Source organism: Pseudidiomarina marina, from assembly GCF_003987045.1.
Taxonomy (GTDB): domain Bacteria; phylum Pseudomonadota; class Gammaproteobacteria; order Enterobacterales; family Alteromonadaceae; genus Pseudidiomarina; species Pseudidiomarina marina.
In genome coordinates this window covers 1-21,940 of record NZ_PIPZ01000002.1, presented here as the reverse complement: position 1 = coordinate 21,940, position 21,940 = coordinate 1, and the positions used below count along the sequence as shown (strand labels likewise).

Sequence of the window (21,940 nt, the reverse complement as noted above, 5' to 3'; positions counted from 1 at the left end):
AAAATCAGCAAGCTCAAGAAGAAGCTTGCAGTTCCACCTGTTCTATAATCGTGATTAGCTGATCTATTTTAATTTTAACGTCAAAATTTTCTTTAGCGTATCGTATAGAACTTTCTCGTAAACTAGCGCGAAGTTCCGAACTATCAGTCAATTTCTGAATATTTCTAACGATACTGTCGATGTCCTTGAACTTTAAAACGTAACCATTTGCACCATTCTCAACAGCATCTTGGCAACCCGGAACATCGTAGGTCAACGTTGGTATTCCCATGGCGCTTGCTTCCATAACACATACAGGAAAACCCTCGCGTACCGACGGTAATAACAATACATCAGCATCGGTATATAATTCTTCGATATTTTGAACGAATCCCAGAAATTCGATGTGCTCACCGAATTTTTTCTTGATACATTCAATATCGTTGTGAGTCAGAGAGGAAGGATTATTGGGATAATAATCTCCAATAACCTTTAGCTTCACATTCAGTCCCTGCGAGAGGCATCTTTCTAGCACCGCAAAAGAATCCTTGATTCCTTTATCTTCAATTAGACGACCGACATAAACAAGTGTTAAACCGTTATGAGGTACAGTCTGTTGACTTTGGAACCGTTCCAAGCTTATTCCAATACCATTTGTGACTATATCAGATGGTTGGCCAATTTGCTCTCGCTCGTCCGTATTACAGAAAACTCTTGCTTCGGTGAAACGTTTTATTAGCGTTCGGAGAATTGTCTTAGCAAATTTCCGTTTTGTAAAAAAACTACCTAATCCTTCAACCGATAACAATAGACGCTTATTAAATAGTGCCAATGTTGGAAGCGAGAAAATAAATGTAGTTAGAAAAAAACAAAGATAGGTTGTGTTTTTGCGTCTAAATCTGAATTTTGTAATTGTCCAATTAAAGGCGAGAACGCTCCACAGCAGACCAATCCCCTTGTTGAACTTTTTAACTGAAACGATCTCACATCCTAGATTTTTCAAGGCTTGCTCTGACTTAATACAGTCTGCTGGAGCTATAACAAACACGCGCCTGCCATCGGCAATAAATCGAGCGATGTATTCTTGACGGAAGATATAGGTTGTTCTAATTGAGTTTTGAACTATACAAATATCGTTCATGAAATTACTCGTTTAGCGGTGTAGTAAAGCGCTTTCGAAAGAAAGCTAAATGAGACAAGACTTCTGTTGCTTGCCGCTTTATACCATTCGTTAAAAACACCCGCTTGAAGGCTTGGACCGAGAAGTTGAACAATCATGAAATTCTCGCGTATATTCCTAGCCTCCGTAAATAAATATCTGTCGAAAAAATGAAGCGACTTCTCAAGCGACCAGTTATGTTTAATTTTGGCTATCTTGCCCGATTTGACATAATCAACGAGGACATCATCGACAAACTTCAATTTGAGACCGGTTGCTTCGGCGTTAATTATGAATTGATAATCTTGATGTCGTGGCAAAGAGCTATCAAAACCGCCAATACGAAGAAAATCTTCTTGTCGCATCATTAGTGTTGAGGTTTGGAACGCTAAGTTGTGAAATAATGAGCCAAATAAGTTCTCACAAAATGTTTTTCTAACATCAAATTCACTTGCAACCCTAAGAGCGGTTATTCGATCCGATGCAACAGCACGTACTCGACAGCTAACGATGCTGGATAATTCAAGAGCATGTAGTTGTTTTTCCAATTTTTGAGGGTACCAATAATCGTCAGCATCTAAAAAACACAAGACATCTCCCGAAGCATTCCGAGCACCGATATTACGACTATCGGCAGCATTAGTGTTCTCATGCTTTTCGATAAGCTTAATTTCCGACATGTTAAAACTTTGAAGAATCTGATGTAGATCAAAAACATCCTTAGAACCATCGTCAACAATAATGATTTCGTATGGTTTAATTGTTTGTGACATCAAGCATTCAAGTGCATGTTTGACGGTTTTTGATGCATTGTATGTGGGTATTACGACGCTAACTTTCATCTTTTTTTTCGTTGCCAACAGAGTAAGAAGGGTTTCGTAATAAAATATCCAAAATTATAAATACCAAAAAGAAGTAAATATATTTATATTTGCTCCCAATATAATAGGAATAAAAGAACATTAGATACGAAATTAATATGTAGGACTTCAAATATAAGAGAGTAATCGACGATTTTCTAATTGAAATATATATCGTATTAAATAACGTGTAAAAAATTACGAATCCAAAGATAGAAAGCGATGCTAAAACAGTGGCAGCACCGGTTATCATATTGTATTTTTCGTTTAAAATGAAACCGCCAGCGAGTCTATGTTCAGCAAAAATTCCACTCAAATGACCGAAGAATATGTCGATTGATAGAGTCATTGGAAACGTATTCAATTCAAGCTGATAGAATAAATTGTAGTAATTGGGAATAAGATAATTTAGGAACGCCAGAGCAAGGTCTAGGCCTTCGCTATCGGACCCTCTAACGAAAAATGAAAAAACAGTGAAAAAGCTTAAAAATAAAAGAACCGAAAAATAAAATACGCCACGAATTTTTTCGAATCCAACTAATGCTATGTAAAACGTAAGCGGGAAAAATAACGCATCAAAAACTGTGTATTTTATACCGTGAAATGCGGATATCAGGACTAACCCTATTGCAATTATATGATCGAAAAATTTATTGTTTCCAATATAAATTCTTAATGCATACATGATCAAAGCTGGAACATGTAAAAAGTATAAATAGTTAATATACCAATATTGACCGAACAGAACTTCATACTTTCGCGGCGCAGTAAACATCATTGCTACAGAAAACCCAACGCGACTAAAGTTTAGAAGAAATGCGGTAAAAGCTAGAACTGATAGCAGATAGAAAAATAATTTAATTTTTGCAGGTGAGTACGTATTAATGAGGGACGTGCTCAATCTATGTTGTCCAACTGCTTCACCTCTAGACTCAACTAAGTATCGCGTCATCAAAAATGCAAGTGAATAGGATAGACTAATAATTGTTAACCACAACCAAGAGCGCCAAGTTAAGGTATATGAGTCTAGGGCTAACCATCCTTTCTCGGCTCCGATTCCTGTTAAAAAGTGTGCTGGGAATAGCCCGAGAAAAAAGACAAACGGAGCAGAGAATATAAAGAGAACTTTTCCTTCTGATGGATCAGCCCACAAAGCAACTATCAAACTTGATAATGTCAACAGAAGGAATAGCCATGCTTCGAACATAATTGTTTGTCACTCAGCTATTTGGTTGACGGCATCAAAATCTGCTTGAAAACGATCAAAAACACGGAAACAAAACCGCCTAAGAAAGCTCCGAAAATAATAATTAATCCTCGCTTAGGAGAGTCTTTACTTTCCGGAGTAACAGCGGGATCAATAACCTTTAGTACATAATCAGGTCGAACATTCGCAAACATTCTTTTTCTTGTTTGCTGTTCGATCAAGTTATAGAAAACACTGCGCATTTCCGTCAATGAGCTCTCTGCAATCTCATTTTGAAGATATTCAATGCTGCGATTTGCTTCTTGGATATCTCTTACACGCATATAGTCATTAATATCGTTAATCAACGCTGTCACCCATTGGTGAGCTATCATCGGAGAAATATGCGTTACAGCAATATCGATAAGCCCAGTTTCAGGGTTTTTAGTGATCTCAATTCTTTCTCGTAGTTTTGGTATATAGTTCCAACTTGAGGGAGCGAGTGATTGACCGGTGACTTTGTTAACCGCCCATTCTCTTGTGTCAGGATCGAAAATATCATGATTATATTCGAGCAGCCCTGTCTGCGGATTCCAACTTTCAACAGCTACCAACTCTGGAAGAATATCGTGCTTTTCAACGAACTGTGTTAAAAATTTACGCGAAGTTAGCGTTTCAATAGCAATGGTTAGTTCGTCAACTTTGCTCGTTCCTAAATTTAATCCTGTAAGCGAAACAACACTGGAGAGTGGGGACGCCATGCTTGATAGCGAATTAGAATCACCAGATTCTGCCGGAGCAACAATCACTTCTGACTTATAGATATTTGGCTGTGAGAATGCATAAATCCCAAATCCAAGAGCAAAAACAAAAACGGAAACTGTCAGGAATATCCAGTTTGTTCGCAATACTACTAAGATTTCGAGCAATGAAAATCCGGAGTACTGGTCTTGGCTATGATTCATATTCATATTCACAATGTCTCGAAGGTGTCGTTTAGAACTTGGGATATGTCAAAATTCATATCCACCCATCAAATTGAGGTTAGCAAATGCGCAACATTTATTTGATTAATTTAGCTTCGATGTCTTCTATCGTGTGCTAAGAAGCCTTGATTCTACCAGTGCTAAACTGCACGTCAATGCAAAGGTAGACTATAGTTAACTAGTATAAAACAGACGGTGAAATGTAAAAGTGGCGGGTATTGTTAATTTGCTGCTTCAACACACTGTGGCTTTCAGATAGAATTTATCAAGCTTAACATTTCGGTTACTTAAGCTCACTACTGATATTGTGAAGAATCTCAGACTGAATTCGGGAGTTAGACTGTAAGGTATGTCAATAATTTTACCTATCGTAGCATTACTGGGTACAGCGATAGCGCTGCGGATTATGCATCCAGTTGCAGAATTCATGGAGCTTTTTGATAAACCATGCAATCGAAAACAGCATAACGGGGCCGTTCCACTAATCGGCGGTGTGGCTGTATTTTTCGGTCTAGCAATTTCTTTGATGGTATCGTCGGAGCTAGAACTTCATAGTCGACTATTTCTAATCAGCGCGGCGATGATGGTATTTATCGGTATGCTTGATGATAAATATGATTTGAGTGTGAGGTTGCGTCTGGTAGGACAAGTTATCGCTGCAAGTGTGATTATATTCGGTGGTGATCTATATATTTCTAACTTAGGTAACTTACTCGGTTTTGGAAGTGTTGAATTGGGGTTGGGTGGGGTTCTATTTACCTATCTAGCAATTTTAGCTGCAATGAACGCTTACAACATGATAGATGGTATCGACGGCCTATTAGGGGCGATGGGTATGATTTCCTTCTTTACGCTTGGAGTGATTGCCGCTTTAAATGGGTTAGAAGAAGTACAATTAATAGCACTTCTTGCTGGCTGCGCGTTAATTCCTTTTATGTTGTGTAATTTATCTTTATCTCCACGCTATCGTAAAATCTTTATGGGTGATGCTGGCTCAATGTTTGTTGGGTTAGCGATCGTTTGGTTATTAACTATGTCTACACAACCACGTTTCTCGGGCGGAGAACTAATAAGTCCAGTTACTTCATTGTGGTTGGTTGCAATTCCAATCATGGACATGGTTACAATCATGTTCCGTCGAATGAAAAACGGTAAAAATCCGACGTCGCCAGACAGAGATCATATTCATCACTTTTATCTAAGAGCTGGATTTACAAGTCTGCAAACATTAGTCATTCTTTCAAGTCAGGCGCTAATTTTGGCCTTTTGGGGATTGGTGTTGAACCAACTTCAGACCCCAGAATGGGCGTCATTACTCTTGTTCTTAGGCGCATATACGGTATATTGTCGTCAGTTTAAGATGTTAAAACGCAAAGCCCGCGCATTAAGCGAAGCTCAACTAGAAAAATAATCGCAGTACAAACATATAGGAAGGAGACGGTAGTGCGCCGCATTCTCTCAATTACTGGCCTAGCCATGGTCATGCTATGGACAGGCCTTTTCGCATTTTCTTATTCTGCGCAGGCACAAGTTGCCGGCGTGACTCCGCAACAGCTCGAACAATTCAAAAAGTTACCGCGAGCGCAGCAGGAAATGCTGGCGCGCCAGTACGGCTTCGACCTGTCGCTACTCGACTCACAAGGTAGTTCCACGGGCAGTCGTACGAACGAAGAACCGCAAACGGTATTTCCGCGGGGTACCACGTTTGATGAAAACGGTGACCCGATTATTCCTGAAGACATTCGTGCCCAGTTTGCTGAAGATGAAGGCGTACCGAAGCCATTCGGTTATAAACTATTTGCCGGTGAGCCGAGTACGTTCGCACAAGTGACCGGAGCGCCTGTTCCAAGCAACTATATTATTGGTGTTGGTGATACGATTTCGGTGCAGCTGTATGGCAAAGAATCTAAATCACATCAGTTAAAAGTCGACCGCCAAGGCCTAATCACTGTTCCTGATCTCGGCCCTATTCAGGTCGCAGGTTTAACGTTCGACAAAATGCGCGAACTGGTTCAACAAGAAGTATCGCAACGCCTCATTGGTATGCAGGCAGCGGTAAGCATGGGCGAACTGCGCTCGATTCAAATTTTTGTAATGGGTGAAGCGCATAAACCAGGTGCTTATACGGTTAGCTCGCTGACCACCATTACTCAATCGTTGTTTGTCAGTGGCGGTGTTTCAGATATCGCCTCGTTGCGTAACGTACAGTTGAAACGTGATGGCGAAACCATTGCGACGCTCGACCTCTACGATTTCCTCATTCATGGCAACATGGGTAACGACCGCTTGTTGCAGTCGGGCGATATGGTATTCATTCCATCGCGCGGTGACATGGTGACGGTACAGGGCGAAGTCGTTCGTCCGGCTATTTACGAATTAAAAGATGAAGATAGCTTAGCCGAAGTGCTTGAGTTGGCCGGTGGTGTGTTACCAACGGCCTATAAAAAAGCAACGCGCATTGAACGCGTACGCGATGGACGTCGTTTAGTCAGCACGGTTGATCTTGCCAACGCAAAATCGCTCAACGTGGGCAACGGCGACGTGGTTGAAGTGCCACGAGTATCGAACGAAATTGTCGATTCAATCATGTTAGTTGGTGCTGTTGCACGCCCTGGCTACTATGAATTCAATGCCGGCATGACGGTGTCAGATATTATCACTGACGTTAAAACCAGCCTACTGAGTTATGCCGATTTAGGCTACGGCCTGATTGTGCGTGAACGTGATAACCGCGGCAATATCGAGTTACACCAATTTGATGTGGCGGCTGCGGTTGAGGGTGACGCTGAACATAACAAACAACTAAAAGCGCATGACCAATTGGTTATTTTTTCGCGCTATGAAGATAAAAAACTGCAAGAGCTGCAGTTAACAGACTGGATTGTGAGCGAAACCGAGAAGCAACGCAAAGAACGTGAGCAATTGCTGAAAGATTATCGTCAGAATTATCTACGTGGTTTAGTAATTCAACAGCAGCGCGACTTCGCTGATGAAGACGCTGAAACGGGTGAATCTGAAGCACAGCAAGAGCTGCAAGGTTTGTTTATCCAGCGCACGTTAGACGATGAAATGAATGCGATGAAAATTCAGGAATATGCTGAATATTCGCGTAATAATCTGCTTGAGCCAATTCTGACCAAATTGCGTCATCAATTCAGTGAAAGCGGTAACCTGCCATTGGTGTATGTGGCTGGTGAAGTGAAGTATCCTGGCGTCTACCCGTTAGTTGAAAATGCGGATGCGTCAGATCTTGTCGCAGCAGCCGGTGGCTTGAAAGAATCGGCCTACTTGGCTCGCGCTGAAATCACGCGTACGCAAGTAAAAGGCGGTGAAACGGTCACGGATTACTTAAGCTTTAATTTGTTTGATGCCTTAATGGGTAAGCAAAACGTGCCAGTAAAAGGTCGCGATAGTTTAAATATCTTCGCGATTCCAGATTGGCAAAATACGTTAGAAGTAACCCTTGAAGGTGAGGTTCGATTCCCTGGCAAATACACCATTCGCCGTGGCGAAACGCTAACCGCATTGATTGAACGTGCGGGCGGGCTTACGCAATATGCGTTCCCTCGAGGTGCTATTTTTACGCGTGAAGAACTGAAAGAGCTTGAGCGTCAGCGTATGCAAGCCTTGGCTCGAGAGCTTCAGCATGAAGTAGCAACCAACAGCATCACGGGCAATAACCCAAGCCGTATGGGTTACCAAGAAACCCGTCAGTTACTTCAAGACTTAATGGCTGTTGAGCCAGTTGGTCGTTTAGTTATTGATTTGCCGTACGTGATGAGCGGCAGTATGAATGCCGATATTCAGTTGAAAGACGGTGACCGCTTGGTTATTCCTGCACAGCGCAACACAGTCAATGTGATTGGTGAAGTTCAGTTGGCAAGCTCGTTCTTGTATGACGGAAGCTTGAATGTTGAAGATTATCTACGTCGCGCCGGCGGTACGCGTAAGAAAGCGGATGAAGAACGCATATTTATTGTGAAAGCCAACGGCGCTGTTGAAATGGTTGAATTGGGTGGATGGTTTAGTTTAGCCTCAGACAACCGTCTTGAGCCAGGTGATACCATTGTGGTACCACTCGATACCGAGTACACCAACAACATGGAACTATGGCGTGATGCAACGCAGATTCTGTATCAGATTGGCGTAGCACTAGCTGCACTGACTGCTATCTAGTAGACATGGATGAACAATGATTATAGAAAGTGATTTTCTAAACTTGGATACCACTTACCAAGGCGTCGATATCGACGCCTTGCGTGACTTTGCTGCGAAGCGTTTGCCGGAAAATTTCGACAAGTTGCGTACGCAATTACTGCGTGGCGAGTTTTATAACGCAACCGAAGATAGACATGTCAGTCACTGTTTGAATCGTTCCATTCATAACGTGGTAACCGCGGGTAACGGTAAGAATCGTTTTTGCACCATTGTACGTGAACTGCGCGCAGGGAAATGGCTCGGAGCGACTGGTAAACCCATTAAAGATGTAGTGAACATTGGTGTTGGCGGTTCAGACCTAGGCCCAATGATGGGTAGCTTTGCGCTGAAAGAATTTGCTGACGATAACAGCCTTCATCACTTGAGCGTACACTTCGTGAGCTCAATGGATGGTGGCCAGTTGTACGCGGTACTGCCAATTGTTGACCCTGAAACCACGTTATTCATCATTGCATCAAAAAGCTTCGGTACCATTGATACCTTGGCCAATGTCGATACCGTGAGAAAGTGGATTGAATCAACGCTTACGCAAGAACAGTGGCTTAGCCGACATGTCATTGGTGTTTCAGCTAACAACCAAGCGATGACCGATTTCGGCATCCCTCCAGCGCAGCAACTCAGTTTTGCAGAATCAGTTGGTGGGCGTTTCTCGTTATGGTCAGCGATTGGCTTGCCTATTGCGCTCACCATTGGCTCGAACCAGTTTGGACGCATGCTTGACGGTGCCAAGGCGATGGATGAACATTTTGCCAACGCTCCGCTAGAGCAAAACATCCCAATGCAAATGGCGCTACTGGGCGTTTATAACCGTGAAGTGCGAGAGATTAATAACCTTGCTGTTTTGCCGTACGATGGCCGTTTACGTTACCTACCTAACTATTTACAACAATTAGATATGGAAAGTAATGGTAAACAGTGCGACTTTGAAGGCAATGCCATAGATTACCCGACCGGCCCAATTATTTGGGGCGGCTTTGGACCAAACGGGCAACATGCGTTTTTCCAACATTTGCACCAAGGTTACGACAAGTTCTGCGCTGACTTCGTGGCTGTATTAAAACGTGCGGCACCAGACTTCGAGCCAGCAGTTCAAGAGGGCTTAGCCGAACAACAACGCTTAGCGGTTGCAAACTGTTTGGCGCACCGACGCCTTATGTGGTTCGGTGCTGAAAACGGTGAAGCGCGTAACCACTATATTGGTAACCATCCGTCAAACTTATTGTTTGTGGATGAGCTCACGCCGCAAAGCTTTGGTGCCTTGATCGCAGCGTATGAGCATAAAGTGTTTACCCAAGGCGTGATTTGGAACTTAAATAGCTTTGATCAGCCGGGTGTTGAGAAGGGTAAGAAACTTGCACAAGAAGTTCTGAAGGTTCTCGATGGCCAATCTGCGACAGAATTTGACGCATCAACCGATGCAATAGTGAAAAGGCTTAAATAATGCGAATTTTAATAACTGGTGGTGCCGGCTTTATTGGCTCGGCTGTTGTTCGCCACATTATTAAGAACACTAACGATGAAGTTGTAAATGTCGACAAGTTAACTTACGCCGGCAATTTAGAAAGTCTTTCAGAGGTATCTGATAGCAACCGCTATAAATTCGAGCAAGTTGACGTATGTAACGCACAAGAACTCGAACGAGTGTTTTCACAATACCAACCAGATGCCGTGATGCATCTAGCGGCCGAAAGCCATGTTGACCGTTCAATTGATGGGCCGGCTGCGTTTATAGAAACAAACATTATTGGTACTTACACACTACTTGAATGCACGCGAAAGTATTGGGCGCAACTTAGTGATGATAAGAAGGAAAGTTTCCGTTTCCACCATATCTCCACCGACGAGGTGTTTGGTGACCTAGAAGGTACCGACGAGTTATTTACCGAAACGACGCCTTATGCACCAAGTTCACCTTACTCGGCAAGCAAAGCAAGCTCAGATCATCTTGTTCGAGCGTGGCGAAGAACCTACGGGTTACCGACTATTGTGACGAACTGTTCTAATAACTATGGTCCTTTTCACTTTCCGGAAAAGTTAATTCCGTTGATGATACTAAATGCGCTCGAAGGGAAGCCGTTACCGGTTTATGGAAAAGGAAATCAAATTCGAGATTGGCTTTATGTTGAAGATCATGCAAAAGCTTTATACAAGGTCATCACAGAGGGCTCAGTAGGCGAAACATATAACATCGGTGGCCATAACGAGAAACAAAACCTAACGGTTGTTGAGAGTATTTGTGACTTGTTAGAAGAACTCGTACCGCAAAAACCATCTGGGGTATCGCATTACCGCGATTTAATTAGTTTCGTAACCGATCGCCCGGGTCATGATGTTCGTTACGCAATCGATGCATCTAAAATCCAACGCGAGTTGGGGTGGGTACCAGAAGAAAGTTTCGAAAGCGGACTGCGTAAGACAATTGAATGGTATTTATCAAATGCCGGATGGTGGCAGCGCGTACTAGACGGAAGTTATCAACGTGAGCGATTGGGAGTAAATTCATGAAAGGTATTATTTTAGCGGGCGGTTCAGGAACGCGTTTGTACCCAATTACAAAGGGTGTTTCGAAACAGTTACTGCCTGTTTATGATAAACCAATGATTTACTATCCACTGTCGGCTTTGATGCTGGCTGGTATTCGAGAAGTGCTGATTATTTCAACGCCGGACGACTTACCAAACTTCCGCAACTTGCTTGGTGATGGCTCTCAGTTTGGTATTGACCTGCACTATGCTGAACAACCGAGTCCTGATGGCTTAGCACAGGCGTTTATTATCGGTGAAGATTTTATCGGTAGCGATAGTGTTTGTTTAGTTCTTGGCGATAACATTTTCTATGGTCAAGGTTTCACGCCGAAACTCCGTAACGCAGCTCAACGCTCAAAAGGCGCAACCGTATTCGGCTATCAGGTGAAAGATCCTGAGCGGTTTGGCGTAGTGGAGTTTGACGATAACTTTAGAGCATTAAGCATTGAAGAGAAGCCGAGCAAGCCTAAGTCAAATTTTGCAGTAACCGGCTTGTATTTTTACGACAACCAAGTGATTGATATGGCCAAAGCCGTTCAGCCGTCTGAGCGCGGCGAACTCGAAATTACGTCAATTAATCAAATGTATCTTGAACAAGGCACTCTCAATGTCGAGATACTCGGGCGCGGCTTTGCTTGGCTAGATACCGGCACATTCGATAGTTTGAATGAAGCCGGTCATTTTGTACAAACCATTGAGCATCGACAAGGTTTCAAAATCGCTTGTTTAGAAGAAATTGCCTATAACCAAGGCTGGCTATCGAAAGATAAGCTTTTAGAAACAGCCAATACCATGAGCAAGAATTCTTATGGTCAATACCTTCGTTCACTCGTTAAAGATTAATGGCAAGCTATGGAACCGTTAATTAAAACTTTCGACTTTGATTTGGTCGGCGATGAAAGAGGTTTCTTAGTCGCTCTTGAAGAAAACAAAAACATTCCGTTTTCAATCAAACGTGTCTACTTTATGACAGGCATGAATCCCGACACACCTCGTGGTTTTCATGCGCATAAGCAATTAGAACAGGTTGCAATTTGTGTAGCGGGGAAATGTCGTTTTGTTCTTGATGACGGTTTTCGCAAAGAATCATACGAGCTGAACGAAATTAATAAAGGGCTATATATCGGCGATATGGTTTGGCGAGAAATGCACGATTTCAGTGAAGATTGCGTGTTGTTAGTACTCGCGAGTGAACAATTTGATGAAGCTGATTATATTCGTGATTATGAAGAGTTTTTAACGATTCGTAGAGGTGAACATGGCTAAAATCCATGCATTAGCGGATGTTCAATCGGAAAATATTGGCGAAAATACCCAAGTTTGGCAGTTTTGCGTCATTCTTAAAAACGCAATCATTGGTGATAACTGTAACATTTGCGCACATACGTTTATTGAGAATGACGTGTTCATAGGCGACAACTGCACAATTAAATCGGGCGTCTATCTATGGGATGGTATTACCCTTGAGAACAATGTTTTTGTTGGGCCAAATGCAACCTTTACCAATGACAAATCACCTCGTTCAAAAGTCTATCCTGAGTCTTTTCCAAAAACGTTAGTCAAGGCGAACGCATCCATCGGTGCTAACGCAACAATATTACCTGGTGTAGAAATTGGCACAGGAGCCATGGTTGGGGCTGGTGCCGTCGTCACTAAATCGGTGCCAGACTATGCAGTTGTTGTGGGAAACCCTGCGCGCATCGTTCGTTACATTGACGTTTAAAAGACAAACTAATTTTAGGAAGCATAAATGCAAGTTCCTTTTCTTGATCTGAAAAAATTAAATGCCCAATACGCAGATGAATTGAAAGCTGCGGCAGCTCGTGTAATTGACTCTGGGTGGTATATTCTTGGGGAGGAAGTTTCAGCCTTTGAGAGAGAGTTTGCTGATTATTGTGGAACAAAATACTGTATTGGTGTTGCTAACGGTTTAGACGCATTGACGTTGACGCTTCGCGCATGGAAAGAGCTAGGATTAATAGCCGATGGTGATGAAGTCATTGTGCCGGCAAATACTTATATTGCGTCGGTTCTAGCCATTACTGAGAATAATCTAAAACCAGTATTTGTGGAGCCATCAGAGGTTACATTTAATCTTGATACTACAAATATTGAAGCTGCCTTAACCGCACGAACGAAGGTTATTTTACCTGTCCATTTATACGGACTAATATCACCAATGGATGAAATTAAAGCTCTGGCAGATGAGCACGGGCTTCTTGTTCTTGAAGATTGTGCGCAGTCTCATGGTGCTGCAATAGATGGGAAACCAGCAGGAACTTGGGGAGATGCGGGAGCATTCAGCTTCTACCCGGGTAAAAACTTAGGTGCACTTGGCGATGGCGGTGTCATTACAACAAGTGACACAAAATTATTTGAAGTTCTAAGTGCACTTCGCAATTATGGCAGCGAAGCGAAGTATAAAAATAAGTATACAGGTGTAAATAGTCGTCTTGATGAAATTCAGGCAGCTATGCTGCGTGTAAAGCTTAACCATCTTAATACAGAAATAGAGAAGCGTCGGGAAGTTGCACATGCTTATTCTCGTGGCATCACTAATAGCCTAATAATGAAGCCTACTTGGCAACTTGATGAGAGCCATGTATTTCATTTATTCGTAGTTAGAGTTAGAGAAAGGGATGCGTTCCAACAATATTTGGCTGAGCATGGTGTTCAAACCGTTGTACATTATCCAATTCCTCCACATAAGCAGGAGGGATATAAACAGTACAATCACCTTAACTTACCAATTACTGAAGAAATTCATCGAAGCGTTGTGAGTCTCCCAATTAGCAGTGCAATGTCTGAGGCAGAGATCGACCATGTCATGAAAATGGTCAATTCGTTCCGGAACTAATTATGCTTATTAGTAAGGATTCAATAAAAAAATATCTGCCGAACTTTCTCAAGAATATGTTGCGAGCATTTCGCTCACGAGTACTAATGCCTCATAGAATGAGAAAACAGATTTGGAAGATACAGCAAGAGTTCGAGTTACTCATCAATGAAAAAAAGAATAAGAAAATAATAAAAGTAGTTTTTGGGGTTATTCAGCGAAGTGTTTGGAAGGTCGATAATATATTTCAGCAGTTATTGTCTTATCGGGATTTTGAACAAACACGAGCTATTAGATTATTTACTAATTGCATATGTCAAAAAATAATGAGGGAAGCGTTTTATAGGCGTTTCATAGATTGTAAATTATGAGCTTGAAGAATAAAGCAGTTAGTGGATTTTTTTGGAGCTTTTTCGATAAGGTTGGCAACAATGTTATCCACTTCTGCGTACTTCTATTCTTAGCTAATGTACTTGGGCCTGAAGCATTTGGTTTAGTTGGAATGCTGGCTGTATTTGTTGCTGTTGCCGATAGTTTAGTAAACAGTGGATTCTCGCAAGCACTTATACAAAGAAGTAAGCGCGCAACAGACGACGATTTTAATACCATTTTTTACGTCAATATTGCGATTAGTGTAGTGCTTTATTTAATTCTGTTTTTTAGCGCTCCCTATATTGCTCAGTTCTATGGTGACGAGAGACTGACATTCGCTGCACAAGTGCTCTTTCTCTCTATTGTTATCAACGCGTTCTCTGTTGTAGCTCGAGCGACACTGACAATAGAAATCAACTTCAAAAGCCAAATGTTTTCCAATACCTTTGCGACCATTGTAGCGTCTATTGTTGGTATCTCGATGGCTTTAATGGACTTTGGGTATTGGTCAATTGTTGCCTTGACGCTAACTAGATGCTTGTTAGATACGTCTTTGTTGCTATATTTTGCTGCCTGGAGGCCTCGGTTAGCCTTTTCAATACAATCGCTAAAAACGCTATTCTCGTTTGGTTCGAAAATACTAGCTGCAGGTTTAGTCGCGACTATCGTCAACAATTTATATGTTGTTTTAATTGGGCGATTCTTTGATTCCACCAGAGTTGGATATCTGACTCAGGCCACGAATTTGACGAACACGGTGTCTAAATTAATAACTTCGTTGCTACAGGGTGTGACGTACCCAATTATGACATCTGTAAACGACGACGAAGAGCGTATGATTTCCATATATAAGCAACTGATTCAGTTGACGTTTTTTGTTACAGTGCCGGTGATGGCGGGATTAGCAGCAGTGTCACCAAGTTTTACAGATGTATTTTTATCCGAAGAGTGGGCGCCTATTGTTCCAATTTTAACGCTCCTCGCTTTAGCGCGATTAATCACCCCGATTAGCGCGGTAAACATGAACTTGTTGAACGCAATTGGACGTTCTGATCTTTATCTTAAAATCGACTTAATGAAACTGCCACTGACATTAACTGCCGTTATAATCTCAGCTCCTTTAGGTGTTAATGCTGTGGCCATGGCAATATTAACGACGTCGATTGTTGCCTACTTTATTAACGCTTATTATCCAGGAAAGTTTTTTAAGTTTGGTGCAATTGCCCAGTTTAAAGCGACCTGGAGAATATTGTTATCCGGCGCAATAATGTATGGCTCGGTGTCTCTCATTTCATTAGAAAATGAAGTGTTGACTTTAATTCTGCAAGTTACCATAGGTGCTCTCATCTACTTTGCTTCTTGTTTCTTTATGAGCGAGCCAAGCATGAAACAAGTCGTGAGCCTTCTCAAACGCGCGCACGACAAGAAGCCCCTAGCGGATATTTAATGCAATGAACACCAACAAAGCACTCCCATTAGTCACATACGCGATTAGCTGCTACAACCACGAAAGTTTTGTAGCGCAAGCCATTCAGAGCATCATCTCGCAAACCTACGCAAACATTGAACTAATTATTATCGACGATGGCTCAACAGATGGATCTCGACTTGAAATTGAAAAGTTACTTGATGATTGTCGCCAGAAATTGACGCGTTTTGAATACCGCAAGAATCAAAATAAAGGGTTATGTGCGTCGTTAAACGAAGCTATCGAGTGGGCGCAAGGTGATTACTTTGCCTGTTTAGCCTCAGACGATTTTATCTACAATGAGAAAATTTCAGCTCAAGTTGAGTACCTTGAACGGCAACCAAGTGTGGCGGCTGTTTTTTCGAATGTTGATGTGGTTGATGACAACGGAAAAGTAACTCGAACTTATAGCCCTGAAGCAAAGACTTATTCATTCGAAGAGGTCGCGTTGCATAAGCACTATCTGCCGGCTGTATCACAACTCATCCGAACGAATATTTTGAAAGAGCAGGGTGGGTATCCTGAAGATCTCAAAATAGAAGATTGGTATATGTGGCTGGCGCTCACCAATCAGGGTATGCAAGTACATCGATTGAATGAAGTTTTAGCCGGGTATCGACGGCACGCCAGCAATACATCGGCAAGAATCGATGTGATGCATAAAGGCCGGCTAGATGTGCTTGAAAGATTTGAATTAGGCAAGCTACAAAAAGCAGCTAAAGCATGGGCTTATTTAACCAGTGCAAAAGAAGTTTGTGACATTGATTCAGCAAAGGCATATCGCTTATTTGCAGAGGCCATCAAACTGTATCCGTTGGTGCTGACGAAGAAAAAAACGTTCAGTATTTTGAAGTCGATCTTGTTTTCAGACAGAAAATCACAAAAGAAGTTATCTAAATGATTTCAGTTATAGTTCCTATATACAACGTTGAAGACTATATCGAAGAATGTATAGCGTCACTGGTATCTCAAACCGATCCAGATTTCGAAGTGATTTTTGTCAATGATGGCTCTACTGATTTATCGCTCGATCGTGCAAAAATTAGCGCTGCTGCATTAAAGCAATATAAGTTTATTGATCAGACAAATGGTGGGTTATCGGTTGCAAGAAACACCGGGCTTGCTCATGTAAGCAATGATTATGTGATGTTCTTAGACTCGGATGACTTTCTCAGAACAGATAGCATTGAAGTACTGAAGTCAGCTATTCAAAAACACAACTCTGACTTGGTATTGTTCAGTGCTGCGAGCTTTGGCGAGGGAGTCGACGCAAGAGAAATCCAACGACTTGACGACATGTATTGTCGTCATTCGAGCCTGTTTGCGAAGAACATCTCAGGTGTCGAATTTTTATCGCAAGCACTGAGCCAACATGTTGGATATATAAAGTCAGCGTGCCTCTATGTATTTAATCGAACAAGTGCACCGGAATTGCGCTTTATCCCGGGCATAATTCATGAAGATAATCACTTTACCGCCCTCATCACTTTAGCTTCGCGACGAGTCGTTAGCTTGAATGAACAACTTTACTGTCGAAGAGTTAGACCTGGCTCTATCATGAGTACAACTATCTCGGATAAAAACGTAAACGGCTATCTAGAATCTAGCAAAGCGATTTTCAGAGAGCTTCAAAACTCGAACGATAGAACGCGTCGCAAAACGATTGAGCTATTAACTGCAGACTGTTTGTGGCAAGCGTTTACAAGCGCCTTGAAATTACCATCACACAATGAAAGCATACGGTGGGTTTCATCGGTGAAGGATAGCGGATTGTCAGAGACTGTTATGCACTGGCGCTTAAAGCAGCGATTATTTTGGTATTTACCTCAGCTCGCTAGGTTAACTCTGGAATTACGGAACAATAGAAATAGGGTAAGTAGATAGATGATTACAATTTTAAAACGAATTGTGCCGGCGTCAATTAAGGAAGGCCTAGTTCGATTGAAAACAACGACAATTAACAATTGGCGAAAGCGAAACCTTGCATTAAAGATGCGAGCTAAGCATTTTCAGCTCCTTACGAAGCTAAAAAATAAGGAAAGTATTACGGTAGTTTTCATTGTCATACATAAAAGCGTTTGGAAAGTTGATTCTATTTTCAAAAGAATGCTCAAAGATGATTTTTTTGAACCAATCATATTGATTTGTCCTTATGTATCTTATGGCACAGAGAATGCGTTTGAATCAATGGAAGACGCATTTTCTTTTTTTAGTTCAAAAGGATATCCGGTGGTATCTAGCTACAATTATAAAGAAGGTAATTGGTTGAGTTTAGAGGATTTAAATACCGACATTGTCTTCTTTACAAATCCCCATAATTTAACTAGGAGGGAGTATTACGAGTCTGCTTACTTTAATTACTTAACTTGCTACGTTCCATATTCTCATGATATCTCTAGGTACAATAATTACCAGACTCAATATAACCAATTTTTTCATAATGCAATGTGGAAAATATTTGCTCCACATCACGAGGATTTAGAAATATTTAGAGAATACTCACAAGCAAAAGCAAGTAATGTTGTTGTAACAGGTTATCCGGCTGGCGAAGGGTTTTTCTTAAAGTTGGGAAATAATCCATGGAAAGAGCAAGAGAAATCGAAGCTCAAAATTATTTGGGCTCCTCATCATACTATTGATGGGGGAGATTTAATGTTGTCGACTTTTCTTCACTATGCAGAGCATTTCATGAACATCGTTAAGTCTTATGAGGACAAAGTTCAATTCGCATTTAAGCCACACCCCATTCTGAAGTCGAAACTATATAATTTGCCAGGATGGGGCAGAAAAAAAACAGATGATTATTATAAATTTTGGGAAGAAGAAAAAAATACTCAGCTAGAGGATGGAGACTATGAAGATTTATTCAGGTGGTCAGATGGAATGATACATGATTCAGGCTCATTTTTGGCCGAATATCATTATGTAAAGAAGCCAGTACTATATTTGTGTAACGCGAATGTCGAGCAGTTTCTCAATCCCTTTGGAATATCGGCGTTACGTTCGTGTAAGAAGGGATACGATATCAACGATATTATTAAATTTATAGAATCATTGCTCGCAGGTGATTTGATGCACGATGACAAGTTCTATATTAATCATGTGAATCCATATTTTGTAAATGAAATGCCTAGTGAAAAAATAATCAATATCATTAAATCTGAATGTAGGATTAAATAAATCGGTTGGAAATATTAATTTCCATTTAGTGATTATATTAGCGATAGAAAGGGAATCTAATGTGTGGGTATTTTTTAACCAACTCAACTCTTGTAGATAATGCAGCCATAAATAGAATTAGGAAATATATTGATTTTCGTGGCCCGGATTATCAATCTGGAATTATTGACTTTAAAGGCTGGAAGTTATACCACGCTAGATTATCCATAATCGATCCTGAGAACGATAATTCAAATCAACCATTCTTCGATGAGAGCGGCGGAGTGCTTTTATTTAATGGTGAAATTTTGAATTACAGTGAGTTAGCAGAAAGATATTATGATGAGGATTTCTATAGTGATACAGCGCTACTAAGTCGATTAATTGTCGATGAACGTCTTGAGTTGTCTGAATTAGATGGGTTTTTCTCCTTTGCATATGTTGATGTAACCGGTACTTTAAAATGGTTAGTGAGAGATCAATTTGGTGTAAAGCCATTGTATTATCATCGTGATCTCTCAGGAGCTTTAACGATATCTTCAGAACCTAAACCTCTTGCTCTTATTTTCAATTTACCAGTTAATAATGAAGCTATAGAAGAGTATAGGGCGGCTAGGAGTCCCATTTTTTCAAGTAGTTATTTTGATGGCGTAGAGTCTTTAGCGCCAGGATGTTGTTTGATTAACGGAGAGTACTTTAATTTAAAAGACGAACTTGAATTTGAAAAGTCTCGAGAATGTGACCAGTCTGATCTTCATTGTGTTTTAAAAACAGCAATAGAGTCGCGGCTGGTCGCAGATGTTCCAGTGGGCTTGTGCCTGAGTATGGGAGTCGATAGTAATTTAATTTATAATTTAGCAGATTTTGATAAGTTATATTCGATCGGTTTTGAAGGTGATCCAGACTTTGAATATTTAAGGAAGAATGGTCCGGCGAAGCTTAACTTAATAAAGGCAGAGCATTCTCAGTATGCATCTGATTTAGACTTTCTACTTAAATTAAGAGGGGAACCGCTATCTGTTCCCAATGAAGTTTTACTATTTCAGCTTGCGAAAAAGGCTAAAGCTGACGGCGTCAAGGTACTCTTGTCAGGAGAAGGAGCCGATGAGTTCTTTGCTGGTTACGATAGAATCTTTAAAGCTTTTTCGAATCTGAACGCATTCGACATAGATCTTTTCATAGACTTATACTGCTATGAAAAACCCGCCAAGTACTCTAGTGTATACAAAAAGTTTGAGAGTATTTTTTTAAGTATTGACCTTGAGCCCTTTGAAAAGGTTCGCTGGTTCTTCGTTAAGTATCACATGCCGGTTCTATTTAGACGACTGGATTTTGCAATGATGGCGGCGGGAGTAGAAGGGCGAGAACCTTTAGCGAATCGTCATACTTTTAATTTAGCGAAAAAGTTAGCAGCGAAGACTTTAATCGGGAACAAACTTGGTAAAATTCCTCTCCGCAGATTACTAGCTGATTTAACTACGGAGAACTTCGCATATATGGATAAAGTTGGCTTTCCAGTTGATTTAACAAAGGTTTTTCCTGAGATATCTGATCAAACATCTTATGACATCTGGTTTTCGAAAAATTTGGAGATATTAAATAAATGATAATTGGCTATACCACTGGAGTATTTGATCTTTTTCATATTGGTCACGTCAACGTTCTGCGCAACGCCAAGGCGATGTGCGACAAGCTAATTGTTGGAGTTACTGTGGATGAGCTCGTCCAATATAAGGGAAAGCGATCTGTAATTCCGTTTCACGAGAGAATCGAGGTTGTTCGAGCTTGTCAGTATACCGATGTGGTTGTACCGCAGTATAATATGGACAAAGTTGGAGCGGCAAAGAAATATAAAGCAAATTTTATTTTTGTTGGGGACGATTGGTACAACACCGATAAATGGCGTGAATACGAAACTGAGCTCGCCGAAGTGGGGTGTCAGGTTATATATTTCCCATACAGTCAAGGAACGTCCAGTACATTAATCAATCAAACGCTTGAGTCGCTGAGAAATAAATAACTTCGCGTATCAAATTGATTGACGGAGCTAAATTCAAGTGCCGTGAGACTGTCGTTTAGTAATAAAAACAAAAAGATAGAGCTCGGTGGGAATAACGTGCTGCTGAGTTCTAACATTTAAAACAACGATTATTTTGGTATTTGCTTTTTTTGTAGAGTTAACGTAAGCCCTGCGAACTAGACAATAGGTTGCATCCAATATGAAATGGTACGTAATCCGCACCAAACCGCGGCAAGAACAACGCGCGTTGGTGAATCTCCAGAATCAGGATATTGCGACCTATTTGCCGCAAATTACTGTCGGCAAAGTGCGTCGCGGCAAGCGTGTGCCGGTGACCGAGGCGTTGTTTCCTGGCTATATCTTTGCGCAGTTAGACGATTTTGCTGGACGCTTCCATAAAATTCGTAGCACGTTTGGCGTACAGAAGTTGTTAATGTTTGGTGACAAGCCTGCGACAATTCCTGACGCACTAATTGATGAGTTAAAGACGCTTGAACACGACCCGATCACGCAGGCGACAGCGGAACATCAGTCATCGCCGCAAGTTGGTGATCAAGTTGAAATTGCAAGTGGCCCGTTTGCCGGATTTATCGCGAAGATCATTGATTTAGATGGTGATTCTCGTTGTATCGTTCTACTTGATTGGCTTCAGAAAGACGTACAAGCATCGTTTTCGTACACTGAAGTGAAGAAGGTTTAGCGTTATTTTTAATCATTTAACGCTTACATTTTAAACGACTCCCCACCCCCGAAGCCCGCACCGCATAAGCCATTCACAGAAATTTAATTTAATTTTCCAGTTGTAAAAATTTAATTAAAATGCTCCAATATCGCTAATAAAAATACAACAATTCAAAGCGCTAAATAACACAATAACGAAGAGCTTTTGAGCAGGGAGCAAAGTGGGAGCTGTAACCCAAGGGCGGTAGCGTGTCTGAATTTCGTGCAAAACACTGCATAAATATCGCACAATTTGTTTTGCTAATTTCCTACAGCCTGCTATCCTTTTCACAACATTCAAATTCTTTTAGGGACAACAACAAATTGTAATCCCCCCGAAAAATCGGAGCAGTTATAAGTAGAAAATTCCGTTAAACTAAAACGAAGGAGTTTTCTATGCGCAAATCACGATACACAGACAGTCAGATCTTAGCGATTCTGAAACAAAACGA

General features: G+C 41.2%; 19 protein-coding genes. 15 read left to right on the top strand and 4 right to left on the bottom strand.

Translation table 11 applies throughout. From position 1 onward, the window contains the following. Positions 1-13: 13 nt before the first annotated feature. The 4 genes from CWI76_RS05720 to CWI76_RS05705 are packed head-to-tail and all read right to left on the bottom strand — an operon-like array spanning position 14 to position 4,149. Positions 14-1,120: a glycosyltransferase gene (locus tag CWI76_RS05720; protein ID WP_126759408.1), complete on the bottom strand. Its 1,107-nt coding sequence runs from the start codon at positions 1,118-1,120 to the stop codon at positions 14-16. Continuing rightward, the gene (locus tag CWI76_RS05715) at positions 1,117-1,980 is read right to left on the bottom strand and encodes a glycosyltransferase family 2 protein (RefSeq protein ID WP_126759407.1); all 864 of its coding nucleotides are present in this window, start codon (positions 1,978-1,980) and stop codon (positions 1,117-1,119) included. Before CWI76_RS05715 ends, CWI76_RS05720 begins: the two co-directional genes overlap by 4 nt. Beyond that, the gene (locus CWI76_RS05710) at positions 1,970-3,205 is read right to left on the bottom strand and encodes an oligosaccharide repeat unit polymerase (RefSeq protein ID WP_126759406.1); all 1,236 of its coding nucleotides are present in this window, start codon (positions 3,203-3,205) and stop codon (positions 1,970-1,972) included. Before CWI76_RS05710 ends, CWI76_RS05715 begins: the two co-directional genes overlap by 11 nt. Positions 3,206-3,222: 17 nt before the next feature. Further along, the gene (locus CWI76_RS05705; RefSeq protein WP_198678577.1) at positions 3,223-4,149 is read right to left on the bottom strand and encodes a Wzz/FepE/Etk N-terminal domain-containing protein; all 927 of its coding nucleotides are present in this window, start codon (positions 4,147-4,149) and stop codon (positions 3,223-3,225) included. 370 nt (positions 4,150-4,519) lie between these two features. On the opposite strand from CWI76_RS05705, the gene wecA reads away from it, so the two are divergent. The 15 genes from wecA to rfaH all read left to right on the top strand — a co-directional run bounded on the left by wecA (position 4,520) and on the right by rfaH (position 21,468). Next, on the top strand, positions 4,520-5,581 hold the full coding sequence (gene wecA / locus CWI76_RS05700) for a UDP-N-acetylglucosamine--undecaprenyl-phosphate N-acetylglucosaminephosphotransferase (protein WP_126759404.1): 1,062 nt from the start codon (positions 4,520-4,522) through the stop codon (positions 5,579-5,581). A 32-nt stretch (positions 5,582-5,613) separates the two neighbouring features. After that, positions 5,614-8,346: an SLBB domain-containing protein gene (locus tag CWI76_RS05695; protein WP_241967975.1), complete on the top strand. Its 2,733-nt coding sequence runs from the start codon at positions 5,614-5,616 to the stop codon at positions 8,344-8,346. A 16-nt stretch (positions 8,347-8,362) separates the two neighbouring features. Then, positions 8,363-9,829 (top strand): glucose-6-phosphate isomerase, encoded by a 1,467-nt coding sequence (pgi, locus tag CWI76_RS05690; RefSeq protein WP_126759403.1) that lies wholly within the window; start codon positions 8,363-8,365, stop codon positions 9,827-9,829. Then, positions 9,829-10,893 (top strand): dTDP-glucose 4,6-dehydratase, encoded by a 1,065-nt coding sequence (gene rfbB, locus CWI76_RS05685; protein WP_126759402.1) that lies wholly within the window; start codon positions 9,829-9,831, stop codon positions 10,891-10,893. Before pgi ends, rfbB begins: the two co-directional genes overlap by 1 nt. After that, complete coding sequence (gene rfbA, locus CWI76_RS05680; RefSeq protein WP_126759401.1) at positions 10,890-11,756, top strand: glucose-1-phosphate thymidylyltransferase RfbA; 867 nt, start codon at positions 10,890-10,892, stop codon at positions 11,754-11,756. The genes rfbB and rfbA overlap by 4 nt, the downstream gene beginning before the upstream one ends. Positions 11,757-11,765: 9 nt before the next feature. Beyond that, positions 11,766-12,179, top strand: coding sequence for a sugar 3,4-ketoisomerase (locus tag CWI76_RS05675; RefSeq protein ID WP_126759400.1), 414 nt, complete (start codon positions 11,766-11,768; stop codon positions 12,177-12,179). Next, positions 12,172-12,636, top strand: a complete 465-nt coding sequence (locus CWI76_RS05670) for an acyltransferase (RefSeq protein ID WP_126759399.1) — start codon at positions 12,172-12,174, stop codon at positions 12,634-12,636. The genes CWI76_RS05675 and CWI76_RS05670 overlap by 8 nt, the downstream gene beginning before the upstream one ends. A gap of 27 nt (positions 12,637-12,663) precedes the next feature. Beyond that, positions 12,664-13,770 (top strand): DegT/DnrJ/EryC1/StrS family aminotransferase, encoded by a 1,107-nt coding sequence (locus tag CWI76_RS05665; RefSeq protein WP_126759398.1) that lies wholly within the window; start codon positions 12,664-12,666, stop codon positions 13,768-13,770. 346 nt (positions 13,771-14,116) lie between these two features. Beyond that, positions 14,117-15,568 carry a lipopolysaccharide biosynthesis protein gene (locus tag CWI76_RS05660; protein WP_126759397.1) on the top strand — a complete coding sequence of 484 codons (1,452 nt, stop codon included), beginning with the start codon at positions 14,117-14,119 and terminating at the stop codon, positions 15,566-15,568. A 4-nt stretch (positions 15,569-15,572) separates the two neighbouring features. After that, positions 15,573-16,490, top strand: a complete 918-nt coding sequence (locus CWI76_RS05655; protein ID WP_126759396.1) for a glycosyltransferase — start codon at positions 15,573-15,575, stop codon at positions 16,488-16,490. Next, complete coding sequence (locus CWI76_RS05650; protein ID WP_126759395.1) at positions 16,487-17,473, top strand: glycosyltransferase; 987 nt, start codon at positions 16,487-16,489, stop codon at positions 17,471-17,473. The genes CWI76_RS05655 and CWI76_RS05650 overlap by 4 nt, the downstream gene beginning before the upstream one ends. Continuing rightward, on the top strand, positions 17,474-18,769 hold the full coding sequence (locus CWI76_RS05645) for a CDP-glycerol glycerophosphotransferase family protein (protein WP_126759394.1): 1,296 nt from the start codon (positions 17,474-17,476) through the stop codon (positions 18,767-18,769). It abuts the gene before it with no gap. Between the two features lie 59 nt (positions 18,770-18,828). Continuing rightward, on the top strand, positions 18,829-20,355 hold the full coding sequence (locus CWI76_RS05640) for an asparagine synthetase B family protein (protein WP_126759393.1): 1,527 nt from the start codon (positions 18,829-18,831) through the stop codon (positions 20,353-20,355). Further along, the gene (locus tag CWI76_RS05635; RefSeq protein WP_126759392.1) at positions 20,352-20,768 is read left to right on the top strand and encodes an FAD synthase family protein; all 417 of its coding nucleotides are present in this window, start codon (positions 20,352-20,354) and stop codon (positions 20,766-20,768) included. Before CWI76_RS05640 ends, CWI76_RS05635 begins: the two co-directional genes overlap by 4 nt. Before the next feature lie 199 nt (positions 20,769-20,967). Beyond that, entirely contained in the window at positions 20,968-21,468 is a 501-nt protein-coding gene (gene rfaH, locus CWI76_RS05630) for a transcription/translation regulatory transformer protein RfaH (RefSeq protein WP_126759391.1), read from the top strand. Positions 21,469-21,940 lie beyond the last annotated feature (472 nt).